This window comes from Agromyces sp. NPDC060279, assembly GCF_042726785.1.
GTDB lineage: Bacteria > Actinomycetota > Actinomycetes > Actinomycetales > Microbacteriaceae > Agromyces.
Window position 1 is genome coordinate 106,876 of sequence record NZ_JBHXBK010000004.1, and the last position, 17,050, is coordinate 123,925.

Genomic DNA, 17,050 nt, shown 5'->3' on the forward strand with positions numbered 1-17,050 from the left:
TGTGGATCGTGCCTGCGACGACCCCCGCCAGGCGACTGCCGCGCGCCGAGCGGGCGATCGCCACCGTGTTCCACCGCCGCCGACTCCTCGTCGCCGGCTCCATCGCCGGGCTCGTCGGCCACCAGATCGCCGAGGCCCTGGTGCCCGTCGTGATCGGTCTCGTCATCGACCGGGCGATCGCCCCGAACGACCCAGTCGCCCTCGCCTGGACGCTCGCCGCGCTCGGCGCGGTGTTCATCGGCCTCCTGCTCTCCTGGCGGCTCGGCGAGCTGGCGTCCGTGCGAGCGAGCGAGTTCGCCGGCCGCGACGTGCGGCTCGGCCTCGTCTCGCGCCTGCTCTCCCGCCGCGGCTTCGCCGTACCGCGCAGCCCCGGCGAACTGCTCAGCATCGCCGGCACCGACGTCGACCGGACGGCCGGCATCGTCTGGGTGCTCGGCAGCGGCGGCGCGCAGCTCGCCGCCGTGCTCACCGCCGCGGTCGCGCTCCTCGCGATCTCGGTACCGCTCGGCATCCTGGTGCTCGTCGCCGCCCCCGTGCTCGTCACCGTCATGCACCTCGTCACTGCGCCGCTGGAACGTCGGATGGCGAGCGAGCAGGCCGCGGTCGCCGCGGCGAGCGCGACGGCCAGCGACCTGCTCACGGGCCTCCGCACCATCGCCGGCCTGGGTGCCGAGCAGGCCGCGGTGGATCGCTTCGAGCGCGTGAACCGGCGCTCCCTCGACGCCGCGACGCGCGCCGTCTCGGCGAAGGCGGCCTACGTCGCGGCGAGCCTCGCCGGCTCGGCGCTGCTGCTCGCCGCGATCGCCTGGGCCGCCGGGGCCGAGGCACTCGCGGGCACCATCAGCGTCGGCGAGCTCATCGCCGTGCTCGGGCTCGCCCAGTTCGTCACCTGGCCGATCGGCGGGCTCGCCTTCGTCACGGCCGAGCTCGCGACGGTCCGCGCGTCCGCGAAGCGCGTCGACGGCGTGCTCGCCGCGGAGCCGGCGGTGGATGCCCCGCCGGGGCCGGGCACGGCGACCTCACGCGGCGCCGAACTCGTGCTCGACGCCGTCACCACGCCGCACCTCGCCGCGCTCAGCGCGGTCGTCCCGGCCGGCTCGGTCACCGCGATCCGCGTCGCCGACCACCTCGCGGCCCGCGAGCTCGTCGAGGTGCTCGCCGGCGCCCGCACCCCCAGCTCCGGCCGGGTGCTCGTCGACGGGGTGCCGCTCGAGGCATCCGCCGTGCCGGTCCTCGCGCCGCCGCACGAGGCGACCCTGTTCGCCGGCACGCTGCGCGACAATCTGGAGCTGCACACGACGCTCGACGACGCACGCCTCGACGAACTCGTACGCGCCGCCGCGCTCGACGACGTCGTCTCGGGAGCGGGCGGGCTCGAGCGGCCGGTCGGCGAGCGCGGCTACAGCCTGTCGGGCGGGCAGCGGCAGCGCGTCGCGCTGGCCAGGGCGCTCGGCCGGGACGCCGCGGTGCTCGTGCTGCACGATCCGACGAGCGCCGTCGATGCCGTCACCGAGGCCCGCATCGCCGAGCGGCTGCCCGCCGTGAGGTCCGGGCGCACCACCGTCGTGGTGGCCGCGAGCCCCGCGCTCGAGCGCCTCGCCGATCGGCTGGTGACCGCGTGAGCACGACCCCGCTGCCCGTCGCCGGCCCGCGCGAGACCCGCCGCGAGCTGCGCCGGCTGCTTCGAGGCCGGGCCGGCGCCCTCGCCCTCGCCGCCGCCGCGCTGCTCCTCGCCGCCCTCGCCGGCCTCGCCCTGCCCGCCGCGCTCGGCGGGATCGTCGACGCGGTGCTCGGCGGCGATCCGGGCGCGCTCCTCCCCCTCGTGCTCGTGATCGCCGGCGTCGGCCTCGCGAACGCCCTCCTCACGGGACTCGGCCGGGCGCTCGTCGCGCGCCTCGGCGAGCGCGTGCTGGCCGAGCTCCGCGGGCTCGTCGTCACCCGGCTCATTCGCCTGCCCGCGACCGTCGTGGAGCGGGCCGGCCGCGGCGACCTCGTCTCGCGCGCCTCGACCGACACGCGCATCGTGGGCGACGTCGTGACGAACGTCGTCCCGGCCTTCGCGTCCGCGGGGTTCACCGTGGTCGTGACGCTAGTGGGGCTCGGCGCCCTCGACTGGCGCTTCGCCCTCGCGGCCCTCGCGGCAGTGCCCGTGCAGCTCCTCGCGCTGCGCGCGTACCTGACGCGCGCCCGGCCCGTGTATCGGGCGGCGCGCGCCGCCGAGGGCGAACGGGCGCAGCGCGTCCTCGAATCGGTCGACGCGGCCGAGACCGTGCGCGCCTACGGCGTCTCCGCCGAGCGCGAGCGCGTCGTCGACGAGGCGGCGCGGCACTCGGTCGAACTCGAGCGGCGGGCCGCCCGGGTGAGCGTCGGCTTCTGGAACCAGTTGAACCTCGCCGAGTTCCTCGGGCTCGCGGCGGTGCTCGGGGCGGGCTTCCTGCTCGTCGGCGCGGATCTCGCGACGGTGGGCGCCGCGACGACGGCGGCCCTCTACTTCCACGCCCTGTTCGGCCCGGTCGGGCAGGTGCTCGGCAGCGTCGACGAGCTGCAGAAGGCGGCCGCCGGGCTCGCCCGCCTCGTCGGCGTGCTCGGGCTGCCGGAGCGGAGCCCTCGTCCGGCATCCGCACGCGGCGGCGCCGCGAGCCTCGAGTTCGATCACGTCGGCTTCGCGTACGACGGGGCCACCGTTCTCGACGGCGTGAGCTTCGACGTCGCCGCCGGCGAGACGGTGGCCCTCGTGGGTGCGAGCGGCGCGGGCAAGAGCACGGTCGCCGCGCTCGTGCTCGGCGCCCTCGCGCCGGAGCGCGGCCGGGTGCGCATCGGCGGGATCGATGTCGGCGCGGTGACGGCGGAGACGCGGATGCCTCGGATCGGACTCGCCGGCCAGGAGCCGCACGTCTTCGCCGGCCCGCTCGCGGACGATCTCCGCCTCGCCCGACCGGGGGCCGACGCCGAGGAGCTGCGCGCCGCGCTCGACGCGGTCGGCGCCCTCGGCTGGGTGGAGCGGTTGCCGGAGGGGCTCGGCACCGTCGTCGGCTCGGGCGGGCACCGGCTGACGATCGTCGAGGCGCAGCAGCTCGCGCTCGCCCGGCTGCTGCTGCACGACCCGGCGGTGCTCGTGCTCGACGAGGCCACGGCCGCCGCGGGCGGCGACGGCGATCACGTGCTCGACCGCGCGATCACCCGAGTCGCGGCGGGCCGCACGACGATGACGATCGCGCACCGCCTCGACCAGGCGGCGCGCGCCGACCGGGTCATCGTGCTCGACCGCGGCGGCGTCGTCGAGCAGGGCCGGCACGAGGAGCTCGTCGAGGCCGGCGGCGCCTACGGCCGGCTCTGGGCGGCGTGGTCGGAGGGACGCTCCGGCGAGCGCGAGCGCGGTGACGCCTGCGGCAGGATGGGGGCATGAATCTCATCGTGATCGGCGCGGGCGCCTGGGGGCTGCCCGCCGCGGCCGAGCTCGCCGAGCGGGGCCACCGGGTGACCCTCGTCGACCGCTACGGGCCGGGCAACCCGTTCTCGTCGTCGCACGGTCCGACGCGGATCTGGCGGCTCGCCGACCCCGACCCCGCGAAGATCCGGATGACGGCGGCGAGCCTCGCGGCCATGGAGCGCCTCTCCGCGATCGCGGGCGAGCCGGTGTTCCTCCGCCGCGGCCTGCTCTGGCGCGACGAGACGGCCGCGCTCGACGGCTTCGAGCTGGCGCTCGCCGAGCAGGGCGTCGCCTTCGAGCGGCTGCCCGCGGCGCGCGCCGGCGAACGCTTCCCGGGGCTCGTGCCCGACGGCCGCGACGCCCTCTGGACCGCCGAGGCGGGGCCGGTGCTCGCCGAGGCCTCCCTCGCCGCGCAGCGCCGCCGCCTCGAGCGGGCGGGCGGCGAGCTCGTGCTCGCCCACGTCGTCGGCCTCGACGAGACGCCGGGCGGCGGGCAGCGGGTGCGCCTCGCCGACGGCCGGACGCTCGAGGCGGAGCTCGTCGTCGTCGCCCCCGGCCCCGGCGCCCCGCCGCTCGTGGCGGAGCTCGGCCTCGACGTGCCGCTCCGCCCGCACCTCGAGCAGGTCGTGCACGTCGCCGACCCGGCGGTGCCCGCCGACGGCCTGCCCGACCTCATCGACGTCGCGGCCGGGGATCGGCCGACGCTCTACGCGATGACGACGCCGCGCACGGGCTACAAGCTGGGTCTCGACGCGCCGCTGCGGGACGTCGTGTGGGGCGAGGACGAGGACCGCGAACCGGATGCCTCGCGCACGGCGTTCCTGCTCGAGTACGCCCGCGAGGCGCTCGGCATGCGCGGCGCGCGGGTCGTCGACGCGAAGGTGTGCAGCTGGACGGACTCGCCCGACGGGCGTTTCGTGATCGGCTCGCCGCGACCCGGCGTCGTGCTCGCCTGCGGCGACTCGGGCGAGGGCTTCAAGTTCTCGGCGCTCATGGGCCTCGTGCTCGCGGACCTCGCCGAGGGCCGGTCCCCCGAACTTGATCTGGCGCCGTTCCGGCTCGACCGCTTCAGCCCGGCGGATGCCTCCGGGCTGGAGTCCCCGACCTCGCTCGGCTGAGCGCCGGCTTCGATCACCTCGGCGGGCGGGCGCCCTCCCAGCCGACGGCGGCCGACCCGGCGGCGGCCGCGGCGGCGGCGGCGTCGCGGAGGGAGGCCCCGAGCGCGAGCGCCGCGGCGAGGGCCCCGGCGAAGGCGTCGCCCGCGCCGGTCGTGTCGACCACGCGCTCCGCGGGCACGGCGGGCACGGTGTCCACACCGGACTCGTCGGCGACGAGGCATCCCTCCGCGCCGAGCGTGACGACCACCGATCGCGCACCGGCGGCCTCGCGCAGGGCGAGCGCCGCCTCGGCCGGGGTCCCGGTGGCCGCGGCGGCGCCGAGGAGTTCGGCGGCCTCGTGCTCGTTCACGATGAGCGGGTCGGCGCCGCGCGGCACCTCGTCGAGCGAGGCGGGCGCGGGCGCGGCGTTGAAGGCGAAGCGGGCGCCGATCGCGGCGGCGAGCCCGGCCGCGTCGGCGACGACGGCGGGCGGGATCTCGGCCTGCGCGAGCACGACGGCGGCGCGGGTGCCGGCCGTGGCGAGCTCGACGCGCACGTGGGAGTTCGCCCCGGCGTCGACGATGATCGCGTTCTCGCCGTCCTCGGAGACCTGGATGAAGGCGGTGCCGGTGGTGACGCCGGGCACGGTGCGCAGCTCGGCGACGTCGATGCCGAGCGCGGTGAGCTCGGCGCGCAGCGTGCGACCCGGCTCGTCGTCGCCGACTGCGCCGACGAACGCGACCCGGGCTCCGGCGCGGGCGACCGCGGCGGCCTGGTTCGCCCCCTTGCCGCCGCCGGAGACCTGCACGCCCTCGGCGAGGATCGTCTCGCCCGGCCGCACGTGCCGGCGCACGGCGATCATGCGGTCTTCGTTGACGGATCCGACCACGAGGACGTCCGTGTCCATTGGGGCACTCCTTCTCTGCGACCCCGGGTGAGCCGGGGTGGGAAGCGGGCGAAAGCCAGCGGATCTACACGAGTAGATCCGCCTCGATCGTAGGGATAGCATGGCCGGGACGCAAGCCGTCGGGCACCGGCCCGCGGCACCGGAGCCGGCCCGAGGAGGCGCGATGCACGCACGCGGCGACGCCCCTCGCGCCGCGACGCGCGACGACGTGGCCCGGCTCGCGGGTGTCAGCAGCGCCGTCGTCAGCTACGTGCTGAACGACGGCCCCCGACCCGTCGCCGACGCGACGCGCGCCCGCGTGCTCGCCGCGATCGCCGAGCTCGGCTACCGGCCGAACGCGACCGCGCGGGCGCTGCGCCTGCGCCGCACCCGCACGCTCGCGCTGCTCGTGCCCGACATCGGCAACCCGTTCTTCGCCGAGCTCGCGAAGGCCGTGCAGACCGCGGCCTTCGCCCGCGGCTACGCGGTCACCTACGGCGACACCGAGTACGACCCGGAGCGCGAGCGCGCGCAGCTCGCCGCCCTCGCCGAGCGGCAGCCCGACGGCGTGCTCGTGATCGGCGGTACGCCCGGCACGCTCGCCCCGCTCCAGGCGGCCGGCGTGCCCGTGGTGACCCTCGACCGCAGCGGCGCGTCCGGCGCCCTCGGCCCGACCGGCGAACCGCCGAGCGTCGGCATCGACGACGAGGCCGCCGCGCGCGCCGGCATCAGGCACCTGCAGGAGCACGGCCACGAGCGGATCGCCCTCATCGCCGGCCCCGACGACTCCCCCGCCGCGCGCGCCCGGCGGCGCGCGTGGACCGAACTCGTCGCACCGGCGGTCGGCACGGCCGCGCTGGATGCGCTCGTCGCGACCGCCGACTACCGCCGCGAGGGCGGCTACCGGGCCGCCCTGGAGCTGCTCGACCGCGGCGGCGCACCCACCGCCGTCTTCGTGAGCGCCGACGTGCAGGCGATCGGCGCACTCCGGGCGTTCGCCGAGCGCGGCGTGCGCGTGCCGGACCACCTCGCGGTGCTCTCCTTCGACGGCACGAGCGAAGCCGAGTTCACCTCCCCGCCGCTCTCGGTGATCCGTCAGCCGCTCGGCGCGATCGCCGAGGCCGCGCTCGGCCTGCTGCTCGACGGCGCTGCACCCCGGCACGTGCTCGTGCCGCACGAGCTCGTGGCGCGGTCGTCCTGCGGGCCGCATCCCGGCTGAACCGGACGCACCGAGCGGAGCGACGCCGCGGATGGTTAGAGTAAGCGCCGAGGCGAGACTTCTGTTCGACTTCGGGGGAACAGCATCGATTCTCGGACCAATCGTCTCGGAGAGAGGTGCAGCGTGGCCACGACGAGCAGCGCGACGGCGGGGGAACTCTTCCGGCTCATCCACACGGGCCGCGCGGACTCGCGCGCCGAACTCGCCCGTCTGACCGGGCTCAGCGCCTCGACGGTGGCCATGCGGGTCGACGAACTGATCGAGCACGGCTACCTCGAGGAGGCCGGCCGCGGCGAGTCGACCGGGGGCCGCCGGCCGCGACTGCTCGCGATCCGCGAGGGCGGCTCCGTCATCGCCGCCGCCGATCTCGGCGAACGGCACGTCACGCTCGTGCTCATGAACCGTCGCGGCGAGATCGTCGCCGACGCGATCGAGCCCATCACGCTCCGCGACGAGCCGGCCGCCGTCATCGAAGCGGTGTGGGCCGCCGCGCAGGCGCTCGCCGAAGGCCTCGACCCCGCACCCGACCTCGAGGGCATCGCGATGAGCCTGCCCGGCCCGGTCGACTCGCGGGACGGGCGTCTGCTCGCGCCCATGCGGATGCCCGGCTGGAACGGCCTCGTCGTCGGCGAGATGCTCGGCCGCATCACCGGGCTGCCGACCCACGTCGACAACGACGCGAACGCCATGGCCGTCGGCGAGTTCGTCGAGCGCGGCCAGACGATGAACGAGCTCGTCTTCGTGAAGGCGGGCAGCGGCATCGGCTGCGGCATCATCGCCGGCGGCGAGCTGTACCGCGGATACCGCGGCGTCGCGGGCGACATCAGCCACGTCGCGCTCGCGGGCGCGCCGCCCGTCGTCTGCTCGTGCGGCCGGGTCGGCTGCCTCGACGTCGTCGCGAGCGGCACGGCCATCGTCGACGCCCTGCGCGGCACGGGCGTGGAGGTCGAGGACCTCGACGCGGTGCTCCGACTCGCGCAGGACGCGCACCCCCGGGCGACCGCGCTCCTCCGCGAGGCGGGGCAGCGCACGGGCGAGGTGCTCGCGACGATCATCAACTTCTACAACCCGCAGTTGCTCGCGCTCGGCGGGCAGCTCTCGACGGCCGACGCCTTCGTCGCCGGCGTGCGGCAGGCGATCTACACGCTCTGCCTGCCCATGTCGACGGACCTGCTCGAGATCGGCGTCAGCGCGGCCGGCCCGCTCGCCGGCGCGCGCGGCGTGGGCAGCTCGCTGCTGGCCCGTCTGCTCGAGCCGGTGCGGATCGACGCGGCGATCGCCGAGGCATCCCGCCAGTAACTCCGTGGATCGAAGAAAGTCTCCGCACTTTTGCGATGCTGAATCCGGGTTCACTCGAGCGGTGTTCTAAGCTGGCCGCATGACCCAGCGTCCTCGCATCGCGATCGCCGGCATGGCGATCGAGTCCAGCACCTTCTCCCCCCACCGCGCCGGGGCGCGCGATTTCCAGCGCGCGGAGGGCGACGAGCTGGTGCAGCGCTACACCTCGCTCCGCGACGGCACGCTGACGGATGCCGCGGAGTGGCTGCCCGTCTACTACGCCCGCTCGATCCCGGGCGGCGCGGTGCTCCGCGAGGTCTACGACGACATCAAGGGCCGCATCCTCGACGGGCTCCGCGCACTCATGGCCGACGGGGGCCTCGACGGACTCTTCTTCGACATCCACGGCGCGATGAGCGTCGACGGCCTCGACGACGCCGAGGGCGACCTCATCACCGCGATCCGAGAGGTCATCGGCGCCGACGTCATGGTCTCCGCCTCGATGGACCTGCACGGCAACGTCTCCGACGCGCTCGTCTCGCAGGTGGACCTCATCACCTGCTACCGGCTCGCCCCGCACGAGGACACCTGGGAGACCCGCGACCGGGCCATCCGGAACCTCGTCGAGAGCCTGCGCGACGGCCGCACCCCGCGTCGCGCGCACGTGACCGTGCCGATCCTGCTGCCCGGCGAGAAGACCTCCACCCGCGTCGAGCCCGCGAAGAGCCTCTACGCCCGCATCGACGAGGTCGAGCAGCGCCCCGGCATCATCGACGCCGCCATCTGGATCGGCTACGCCTGGGCCGACGAGCCGCGCTGCCACGGCGTCGTCGTGGTCACGGGCGACGACGACGCCGCGATCACCGCGGCGGCCGAGGAGCTCGGCCGCGCCTTCTGGGACGTGCGCGACGAGTTCGAGTTCGTCGGCCCGCCCGGCACCCTCGCCGAGGGCGTCGACGCGGGCCTCGCCGCGAGCGACACCCCGTACTTCATCAGCGACTCGGGCGACAACCCGGGCGCGGGCGGCACCGGCGACGTGACCTGGACGCTCGCGCAGCTGCTGCAGGACGAGCGGCTCACCGCCGAGGGCGCGCCGACCGTGCTCGTCGGCTCGATCTTCGACCACGAGGCGCTCGCGGAGCTGCGCGGCAGAACCGTCGGCGAGACCGTCACGGTCACCGCCGGCGCGCGCGTCGACCACGGGCCGCACGGCCCCGTCACGATCACCGGCGTGCTGCACTCGCTGCACGAGGGCGACCCCGACGCGGGCGGCGTGGCCGTGATCCGCGTCGGCGGGCTGCACGCCATCATCACCGAGTACCGCAAGGCCTACCACGACATCGCCGACTTCACCTCGATCGGCCTCGACCCCTTCGCGGCGCAGATCGTCGTGACGAAGATCGGCTACCTCGAGCCGACGCTCTACGACGCGCAGCGCGGGTGGACGCTCGCGCTCACGCCGGGCGGCGTCGACCAGGACCTCGGCCGCCTCGGGCACCACCGCATCCAGCGGCCGATGTTCCCCTTCGACACGTTCGAGACCGACCCCGCGCTCACCGCGCGCCTCTTCGGCTAGCGGCCGTCCGCGTCAGCGCCACTTCGGCACCGTTGCGCCAGCAGGAGTGGCGCGTCGCGGCGGAAGTGGCGCCCGCGCGCGGGCGTGCCGTTGCGAACCGAAGGGCGGATGCCTCGCCAGCATCGCCCACCCTGCGCTTACTTTCTCCAATTTCACGAAAACTTAGTTACGTAAACGTAACAAGTTCGTGATTGTTGGAATGGTTCCTTCGTGCAGGATGAATTTGCGTCGAGATTCTGCATGAATTCCATCCCTCGACGAAGAAACAAGGAGGTTTGATGCGTACGACTGTGATGCGGCGCCTGCTCGCCCCCCTCGGGCTCGCCGCGGCCGCGGTCCTCGTGGTCACCGGCTGCACCGCGCAGGGCGACGAGGCGTCGAGCGGCAAGGACTCCGTCAGCTACGCGCTGCCGGCCGGCACGGGCCCGAACTGGATCCTGCCGATCTCGAGCCCCGACACGATGGCCACCCACAACAGCGCGATCAAGGCGACGATGTGGCCGCGCCTGTTCGAGTACAACGGCACCAGCGGCACCATGGAGTGGGACCAGAAGGCCTCCGCGGCCAAGGAGTACGAGTTCTCCGACGACCACCTCTCGGTGACGATCACCCTCGCCGACCTCGACTGGTCGGACGGCGAGCCCGTCTCCTCGCGCGACGTCGAGTTCTGGTACAACCTCGTGCGCTTCAACGCCGAGAAGACCGGCGGCTACTCGGCCGGTCTCATCCCCGACAACATCACGAAGTTCGAGATCGTCGACGAGAAGACCTTCACGCTGACCTTCAACCAGGTCTACAACGAGGAGTTCCTGCTCGCCAACCAGCTGAGCCTCGTCTACCCCATGCCGCAGCACGCCTGGGACAAGACGAGCGCCGACGGCGAGATCGGCGACTTCGACCGCGACGAGGCATCCGCCGTCCAGGTCTTCGACTACCTCTTCTCCGAGGCGAAGGACATGAAGAGCTACGCCACGAACGAGCTCTGGCAGACCGTCTCGGGCCCGTACGTCGTGAAGAGCTGGTCGGACTCCGGCCAGGTCGAGCTGACCGCGAACACGAAGTACACGGGTGAGGACACGCCGTCCATCACGAACGTCACCTTCCTGCCCTTCACCTCGGCGGATGCCGAGATGAACGTCGTCCGCTCGGGCGAGGTCGACTACGGCTACATCACGAGCGCGCAGCTCACGAGCGAGTCGCAGTTCACCGACCTCGGCTACCGCGTCGAGCCGTGGGCCGGCTGGTCGATCACGTACATGCCGTACAACTTCGCGAACCCCGAGATGGGTCCGATCTTCGACCAGCTCTACATCCGCCAGGCGCTGCAGCACGCGGTCGACCAGGAGACCATCTCCGACGTCATCTGGCACGGCGCGGCGACGCCCGACTACGGCCCCGTCCCGCAGACGCAGGACAGCGCCTACCTCTCGAGCGAGCAGAAGGACAACCCCTACCCCTTCGACCTCGACGCGGCGGCGAAGCTCCTCGCCGACCACGGCTGGACCGCCGGCTCCGGCGGCACCCTCGAGTGCACCAACCCGGGCACCGGCGCCGACCAGTGCGGCGCGGGCATCGAGGCGGGCAAGAAGCTCGAGATCGTCGTCACCACGCAGAACGGCTCGCAGGAGACCGACAACATGATGAGCGAGATCCAGTCCTCGCTCGGCAAGATCGGCGTCGCCATGACGATCGACTCGAAGCCGCTCGACTCGGTGCTCACCGAGGCGCAGTCCTGCAAGACCGAGGGCTCGACCACGTGCTCGTGGCAGCTCGTCTTCTTCGGCACGGCCGGCTCGTGGTACTTCCCAGCCTACCCGACCGGTGAGCGCGTCTTCGCGAAGGACACCAAGTGGAACGCCGGCCAGTACGACAACCCGGAGGCCGAGGAGCTCATCACCCAGATGACCGCCTCGACCGACAGCGAGATCGCGCAGAAGTACTCGGCCCTGCTCGCGCAGGACCTGCCGGTCATGTGGATGCCGAACCCGGTCTACCAGGTCTCGGTCATCAAGGACGGCCTCGACGTCGGGCACCAGGACCCGGGCGCGTCGTTCTTCCCGCAGCGCTGGTCCTGGAGCGAGTGACCGGGCCCGTCCCGGCACGAACGGTGAAGTGAAGTAAGGCAGCAGTGATGGTGGAAGCAGCGCGGACCGCGGTCCGAACCGCGTCGGGCGGGGCCGGGATCCTCCGGTTCCTCGGCCGGCGACTCGTTCAGGGGGTGATCGTGATCCTGATCGTCACCCTGATCGTGTTCGCGCTGCTCCACCTGGCCATGCCGCAGGGGCCCGCCCAGGGCATCCTCGGCATGCAGGCGACGCAGGAGCAGATCGACGCGTTCAACCGCGCGAACGGCTTCGACCGCCCGCTCTGGCAGCAGTACTTCACGTTCCTTTCGCAGATCGCCGTCGGCGACCTGGGCGATTCGTTCAAGCTGAACCGCCCGGTCGCCGACGCGATCGGCCAGCGTCTGCCGAAGACGCTGGTGCTCGCGCTCATCTCGATGGTCGTCGCCCTCATCGTGGCGATCCCGATGGGCATCTCCCAGGCGGTCCGTCGCGGCAAGACCGGCGACTACGTCTTCACCACGATGAACTTCATCATCTACTCGACGCCGTCGTTCTTCCTCGGCCTCGTGCTCGTCATCGTCTTCGCCCAGTGGCTGCACCTCGTGCCGGCCCTCGCCCCGCAGGGCGACACCGTGGCGCAGGTGCTCGCGAAGCCCGCGGGCCTCGTGCTCCCCGTCGCGACCGCGGCGCTCGGCATCATCGCGACGATCTCCCGCTACATGCGCTCGGCGACGATCGACAACCTCTCCGAGGACTACGTCCGCACCGCCCGCGCGAAGGGCACGCCGATGCCCGTCGTCATCCGCCGCCACGTGGTGCGCAACTCCCTGACGCCCGTGATCGCGATGCTCGGCTACTACCTCCCCGTGATGTTCGGCGGCATGATCGTCGTCGAGTCCCTCTTCAACTACCCCGGCATGGGCCTCCTCTTCTGGACGAGCGCGCAGACGGGCGACTACCCGGTGCTGCTCGGCTGCGTCCTCGTGATCGCCGTCGCCACCGTCGTCGGCTCGATCCTCGCCGACCTCGTGCAGGCCCTGCTCAACCCGCGCACCCGAGGAGAGCTCGCATGACGACCGCCACCGCAGCCCAGCCGGCGACGCAGCCGGCCGCCCGCTCGCCGTTCCGCCGCGGCCTCCGCCGCTTCCTGCAGAACAAGCTCGCCCTCTTCGGCGTCGTCACGATCGTGCTGTTCCTGCTGTTCTGCTTCCTCGGGCCGATCCTCCACCCGACCGACCAGGTGCACACCGACCTCAAGAGCACGATGCTCCCGCCGGGCTCCCCCGGCCACCCGCTCGGCACCGACGACGTCGGCTACGACGTGCTCGGTCGGCTCATGATCGGCGGGCAGGTGTCGATCCTGATCGGCCTCGCCGCCGGCATCCTCGCGACCGTGATCGGCACCCTCTGGGGCGCCATCGCCGGCTACGTCGGCGGCACCGTCGACGCCGTGATGATGCGCATCGTCGACGCGGGCATCGCCATCCCGGCGACGTTCCTGCTGCTCATCCTCTCGGCGATCATGCGGCCGAGCGTGCCGCTCATGATCGTCGTGATCGGCCTGGTGTCCTGGCTCGTGCCCGCCCGGCTCGTCCGCGCCGAGTCGATCTCGCTGAAGTCCCGCGAGTACGTGCTCGCGATCCGCGCGATGGGCGGCACCCACGGCCGCGCCGTGGTGAAGCACATCGTGCCGAACACGGTCGGCACGATCGTCGTGAACGCGACCTTCCAGGTCGCCGACGCGATCCTCCTCGTCGCGTACGTCTCCTTCCTCGGCATGGGGCTGCAGAAGCCCGCGACCGACTGGGGCGCGATGCTCACGGGCGGGATGACGTACACCTACGCCGGCGCGTGGTGGCTGATCTTCCCCGCCGGCCTCTGCATCGTGCTGACCGTCTGCGCCTTCAACAGCATCGGCGACGGCCTGCGCGACTTCTTCGACGTGAAGGGACGCGACCGTTGAGCGCCACCGACCGCACGGCCACCCCGGTCCTGGGCGGGGATGACGCCGAGGCGCCCATGCTCCGCATCCGCGACCTCGCCGTCACCTTCCGCACCGACGACGGGCCCGTCGAGGCCGTGCGCGGCATCGACCTCGACGTGCGCCGCGGCGAAGTGCTCGCCCTCGTCGGCGAGTCGGGCTCGGGCAAATCGGTGACCGCGATGGCGGTGCTCTCCCTGCTGCCGGCGACGGCGAAGCGCACGGGCTCGATCGAGCTCGACGGCCGCGAGCTCACTGCGCTCACCGAGGCCGAGCTGAACGGCGTGCGCGGCAAGGAGATCTCGATGGTCTTCCAGGAGCCGATGACGGCGCTGAACCCCTCGATGCGCATCGGCGACCAGATCGCCGAGGCGCTGCTGAACCACGGCGTCGGCACCAAGCAGGAGGCGGCCCGCCGCGCGGTCGAGCTGCTCGCCCGCGTCGGCATCCCCGAACCCGAGCGCCGCGCCGCCGGCTACGCGCACGAGATGTCCGGCGGTCAGCGCCAGCGCGTCGTCATCGCGATCGCGCTCGCCTGCGAGCCGAAGCTCATCATCGCCGACGAGCCGACGACGGCGCTCGACGTCACGGTGCAGGCCGAGATCCTCGACCTGATCCGCGAGCTCGCGCACTCGAGCGGCACCTCGTTCCTGCTCGTGACGCACAACATGGGCGTCGTCGCCGACATCGCCGACCGGGTCGCCGTCATGTACCGCGGCGAGATGGTCGAGCACGGCACCGCGATGCAGGTGCTGCGCGAGCCGACCGCCGACTACACGAAGCGCCTGCTCGACGCCGTGCCGCGGCTGCCGGAGGCCGGCGAGACGATGCCGCCCGCGGGCGAGCCCGACGGCACGGGCCCGGGCGGCGTCGCGCTGCCGGTGCCGGTGCTCTCGCTGCGCGAGTCGAGCGTGACCTACCGCAAGGCGGGCAAGAGCTTCACCGCCCTCGACGGGGTCTCCGTCGACATCGCGGCGGGCGAGATCCTCGGCCTCGTCGGCGAGTCCGGTTCGGGCAAGTCGACCCTCGGCAAGGTCGCCCTCGGCCTCGCGCCGACCTCGGGCGGCGAGCTGCGCCTGTTCGGCGAGAAGCTGGGCCGCGGGGGCCTGCGGGGGCGCGCCGAGCGTCGGCTCCGCGGCCGCGTCGGCGCCATCTTCCAGGACCCGGGGTCGAGCCTCGATCCGCGCACCACGGTCGGCGAGGCCATCGCCGAGCCGCTCGTCGTGCACCGCGCCGTGCGGCCCATGTCGGGGCGCGACCGGGCGGCGCGCGTGCGTGAGCTGCTCGAGGCCGTCGAGCTGCCCGCCTCCTACGCGAGCCGCTTCCCGCACGAGCTGTCGGGCGGTCAGCGCCAGCGCATCGGGCTGGCCCGCGCGATCGCGCTCGAGCCGGAGCTCATCATCGCCGACGAGCCGACCTCGGCGCTCGACGTCTCGGTGCAGGCGGCCGTGCTGCGGGTGCTCCGTGAGCTGCAGGAGCGCATGGACTTCGCCTGCCTCTTCATCAGTCACGACCTCGCCGTCGTGCACGAGTTCTCGCACCGCGTCGCGGTCATGCACGAGGGCCGCATCGTCGAGCTCGGCGCGACGGACGACGTGCTGTTGCGCCCGCAGCACCCGTACTCGCAGCGGCTGCTCGCCTCGGTGCCCGTACCGGACCCGGTGGCGCAGCGCGAGCGCCGCATCGCCCGGCTCGCCGCGAGGAGCGCCGCGTGAGCGCCCCGGTCACGCTCGAGCTCATCGCCCAGGATGCCGCGGCGGTCCGCGTCGCGGTGTCGATCGGCGCCGCGCGGGTAGAGCTCTGCCAGGCGCTCGCGCTCGGCGGCCTGACCCCGTCCGTCGGCACGATCGAGGCGGCCGTGCAGGCGGCCGGCGACGCCGTCGGCGTGCACGTGCTCATCCGCCCGCGGGGCGGCGGCTTCCACTACACGGCCGACGAGTTCGCCGTCATGGAGTCCGATGTGCGCGCCGCGGTGGCGGCGGGCGCGGCGGGCGTCGTCATCGGCTGCCTCGACGAGGCGGGCCGCTTCGACCTCGACGGCATGCGCCGGCTGCGGGATGCCGCGGGCCCGGCCGGGGTCGCGGCGCACCGTGCGATCGATGTCTCCGCCGATCCGCTCCAGGCGCTCGACGCGCTGATCGAGCTCGGGCTCGACCGGGTGCTCACCTCCGGCGCGGCGCCGACCGCGCTCGCCGGGCGCGACACGCTGCGCGCCTTCGTCGAGCGCGCCGAGGGCCGGATCGTCGTGATGGCGGGCGGCGGGGTGACCGCGGCGGATGCGCCCGGCATCCTGGCGTCCGGCGTGCGCGATCTGCACTTCTCGGCGAAGCGCACGGTCGCGGGCGACGCCGGCGGCGTGAGCATGGGCTCGGCGGGCAACGGGGTCGGCGACTACGAGGTCGCGGATGCCGCGATCGCGCGCGAGATCGCCGGGGCGGCTCGCGCGGCGGCGACGGACGCTTCGACCCCTGGCGGTGCCGCTCGATGATCGGCTCCACCGTGCTCGGGCTGGATGTCGGCGGCTCGAGCGTGAAGTACCGGCTTGCCTCGGCGGGCCAGGCGGACGGGATGCCCGACGCCATCGCCGAGGGCGTCGCCCCCGCCCTCGCGGAGGAGCTGCCGGCGACGCTCGCCGAGCTCGCCCGCACCGTCTCCGCCGGGCACCGGCTCGCGGCGGTCGCGGTCGCGATCCCCGGGCTCGTCGACGAGGCGTCGGGCACCGTCATCCGCTCCTCGAACGTGCCCGCCCTCGACGGCCGCGCCCTCGGCCCGGAGCTCTCGGCGCTCCTGGGCGTGCCCGTGTCGATCCTGAACGACGGCCGCGCGGCCGCCGTCGCCGAGGCCCGCTGGGGTGCCGGCGCCGGCGAGCGGGACGTGTTCACCCTCGCCCTCGGCACCGGCATCGCGGGCTCGCACCTCGTCGACGGCGTGATCGCCGACGGCGCGCACGGCTCGGCCGGCGAGCTGGGGCATATCGTCGTCGAGCCCGGCGGGCGGCCGTGCTCGTGCGGGCAGCGCGGATGCCTCGAGACGCTGCTGGGCGCCCCGGCGCTCCGCCGGGCGTGGAACGCCGCCGGCGGCGAAGGCTCGGCCCGCGAGCTGCTGGCCGCCTACGACGAGGACGACCCCCGGGCCGTGCCGATCGTGCGGACTGCCGCGCAGCACCTCGCGGACGCCGTACTCACCCTGCTCGCCCTCGTCGACCCCGGCGTCGTCGTGGTCGGCGGGGGGCTCGCGAGCGCGCCGCACCGGCTCGTCGAGCTCGCGGCGGGCTACGTCGCCGAGCAGGCGACGTTCCACCGGGTCCCCCCGATCGTGCCCGCCGAGCTCGGCCGCTGGGCCGGCGCCGTCGGGACCGCGGCCGAGGCCCGCGCGCTCGCCGCGCGCGTCGTCGCCGCCTGAGCCGGCGGAGGGGGGGGGGGGGGGGGGACACCCAACCACAGCCCCCCCCCCCCCCCCCCCAAAGAAGGGGTGTGCCCCCCCCCCCCTTCCCCCCACAAGGAACAAAAAAAAAAAG

General features: G+C 73.9%; 13 protein-coding genes. 12 read left to right on the forward strand and 1 reads right to left on the reverse strand.

From position 1 onward, the window contains the following. The first annotated feature begins 8 nt into the window (after positions 1-8). The 3 genes from ACFWE1_RS13140 to ACFWE1_RS13150 are packed head-to-tail and all read left to right on the forward strand — an operon-like array spanning position 9 to position 4,548. Positions 9-1,622 (forward strand): ABC transporter transmembrane domain-containing protein, encoded by a 1,614-nt coding sequence (locus ACFWE1_RS13140; protein ID WP_376933875.1) that lies wholly within the window; start codon positions 9-11, stop codon positions 1,620-1,622. Next, positions 1,619-3,406 carry an ABC transporter ATP-binding protein gene (locus ACFWE1_RS13145; protein WP_376933876.1) on the forward strand — a complete coding sequence of 596 codons (1,788 nt, stop codon included), beginning with the start codon at positions 1,619-1,621 and terminating at the stop codon, positions 3,404-3,406. Before ACFWE1_RS13140 ends, ACFWE1_RS13145 begins: the two co-directional genes overlap by 4 nt. Further along, positions 3,403-4,548 (forward strand): FAD-dependent oxidoreductase, encoded by a 1,146-nt coding sequence (locus ACFWE1_RS13150; RefSeq protein WP_376933877.1) that lies wholly within the window; start codon positions 3,403-3,405, stop codon positions 4,546-4,548. Before ACFWE1_RS13145 ends, ACFWE1_RS13150 begins: the two co-directional genes overlap by 4 nt. A gap of 13 nt (positions 4,549-4,561) precedes the next feature. Here the strand turns inward: ACFWE1_RS13150 and ACFWE1_RS13155 are convergent, their stop codons facing one another. Continuing rightward, entirely contained in the window at positions 4,562-5,434 is an 873-nt protein-coding gene (locus tag ACFWE1_RS13155) for a PfkB family carbohydrate kinase (RefSeq protein ID WP_376933878.1), read from the reverse strand. Positions 5,435-5,597: 163 nt separating this feature from the next. On the opposite strand from ACFWE1_RS13155, the gene ACFWE1_RS13160 reads away from it, so the two are divergent. The 9 genes from ACFWE1_RS13160 (at position 5,598) to ACFWE1_RS13200 (ending at position 16,935) form a co-directional block, all read left to right on the forward strand. Further along, entirely contained in the window at positions 5,598-6,632 is a 1,035-nt protein-coding gene (locus ACFWE1_RS13160) for a LacI family DNA-binding transcriptional regulator (RefSeq protein ID WP_376933879.1), read from the forward strand. Positions 6,633-6,755: 123 nt separating this feature from the next. Continuing rightward, positions 6,756-7,931 (forward strand): ROK family transcriptional regulator, encoded by a 1,176-nt coding sequence (locus ACFWE1_RS13165; protein WP_376933880.1) that lies wholly within the window; start codon positions 6,756-6,758, stop codon positions 7,929-7,931. Positions 7,932-8,010: 79 nt separating this feature from the next. After that, positions 8,011-9,486 (forward strand): M81 family metallopeptidase, encoded by a 1,476-nt coding sequence (locus ACFWE1_RS13170; protein ID WP_376933881.1) that lies wholly within the window; start codon positions 8,011-8,013, stop codon positions 9,484-9,486. A gap of 278 nt (positions 9,487-9,764) precedes the next feature. Continuing rightward, on the forward strand, positions 9,765-11,570 hold the full coding sequence (locus ACFWE1_RS13175; RefSeq protein WP_376933882.1) for a peptide ABC transporter substrate-binding protein: 1,806 nt from the start codon (positions 9,765-9,767) through the stop codon (positions 11,568-11,570). Between the two features lie 47 nt (positions 11,571-11,617). Beyond that, positions 11,618-12,625, forward strand: a complete 1,008-nt coding sequence (locus ACFWE1_RS13180) for an ABC transporter permease (protein ID WP_376933883.1) — start codon at positions 11,618-11,620, stop codon at positions 12,623-12,625. Next, complete coding sequence (locus ACFWE1_RS13185) at positions 12,622-13,515, forward strand: ABC transporter permease (protein ID WP_376933884.1); 894 nt, start codon at positions 12,622-12,624, stop codon at positions 13,513-13,515. The genes ACFWE1_RS13180 and ACFWE1_RS13185 overlap by 4 nt, the downstream gene beginning before the upstream one ends. Before the next feature lie 56 nt (positions 13,516-13,571). After that, positions 13,572-15,248, forward strand: a complete 1,677-nt coding sequence (locus ACFWE1_RS13190; protein ID WP_376933983.1) for an ABC transporter ATP-binding protein — start codon at positions 13,572-13,574, stop codon at positions 15,246-15,248. Then, positions 15,245-16,021 (forward strand): copper homeostasis protein CutC, encoded by a 777-nt coding sequence (locus ACFWE1_RS13195; protein ID WP_376933885.1) that lies wholly within the window; start codon positions 15,245-15,247, stop codon positions 16,019-16,021. The genes ACFWE1_RS13190 and ACFWE1_RS13195 overlap by 4 nt, the downstream gene beginning before the upstream one ends. Beyond that, positions 16,018-16,935, forward strand: a complete 918-nt coding sequence (locus ACFWE1_RS13200; protein WP_376933886.1) for an ROK family protein — start codon at positions 16,018-16,020, stop codon at positions 16,933-16,935. Before ACFWE1_RS13195 ends, ACFWE1_RS13200 begins: the two co-directional genes overlap by 4 nt. Positions 16,936-17,050: the final 115 nt, after the last annotated feature.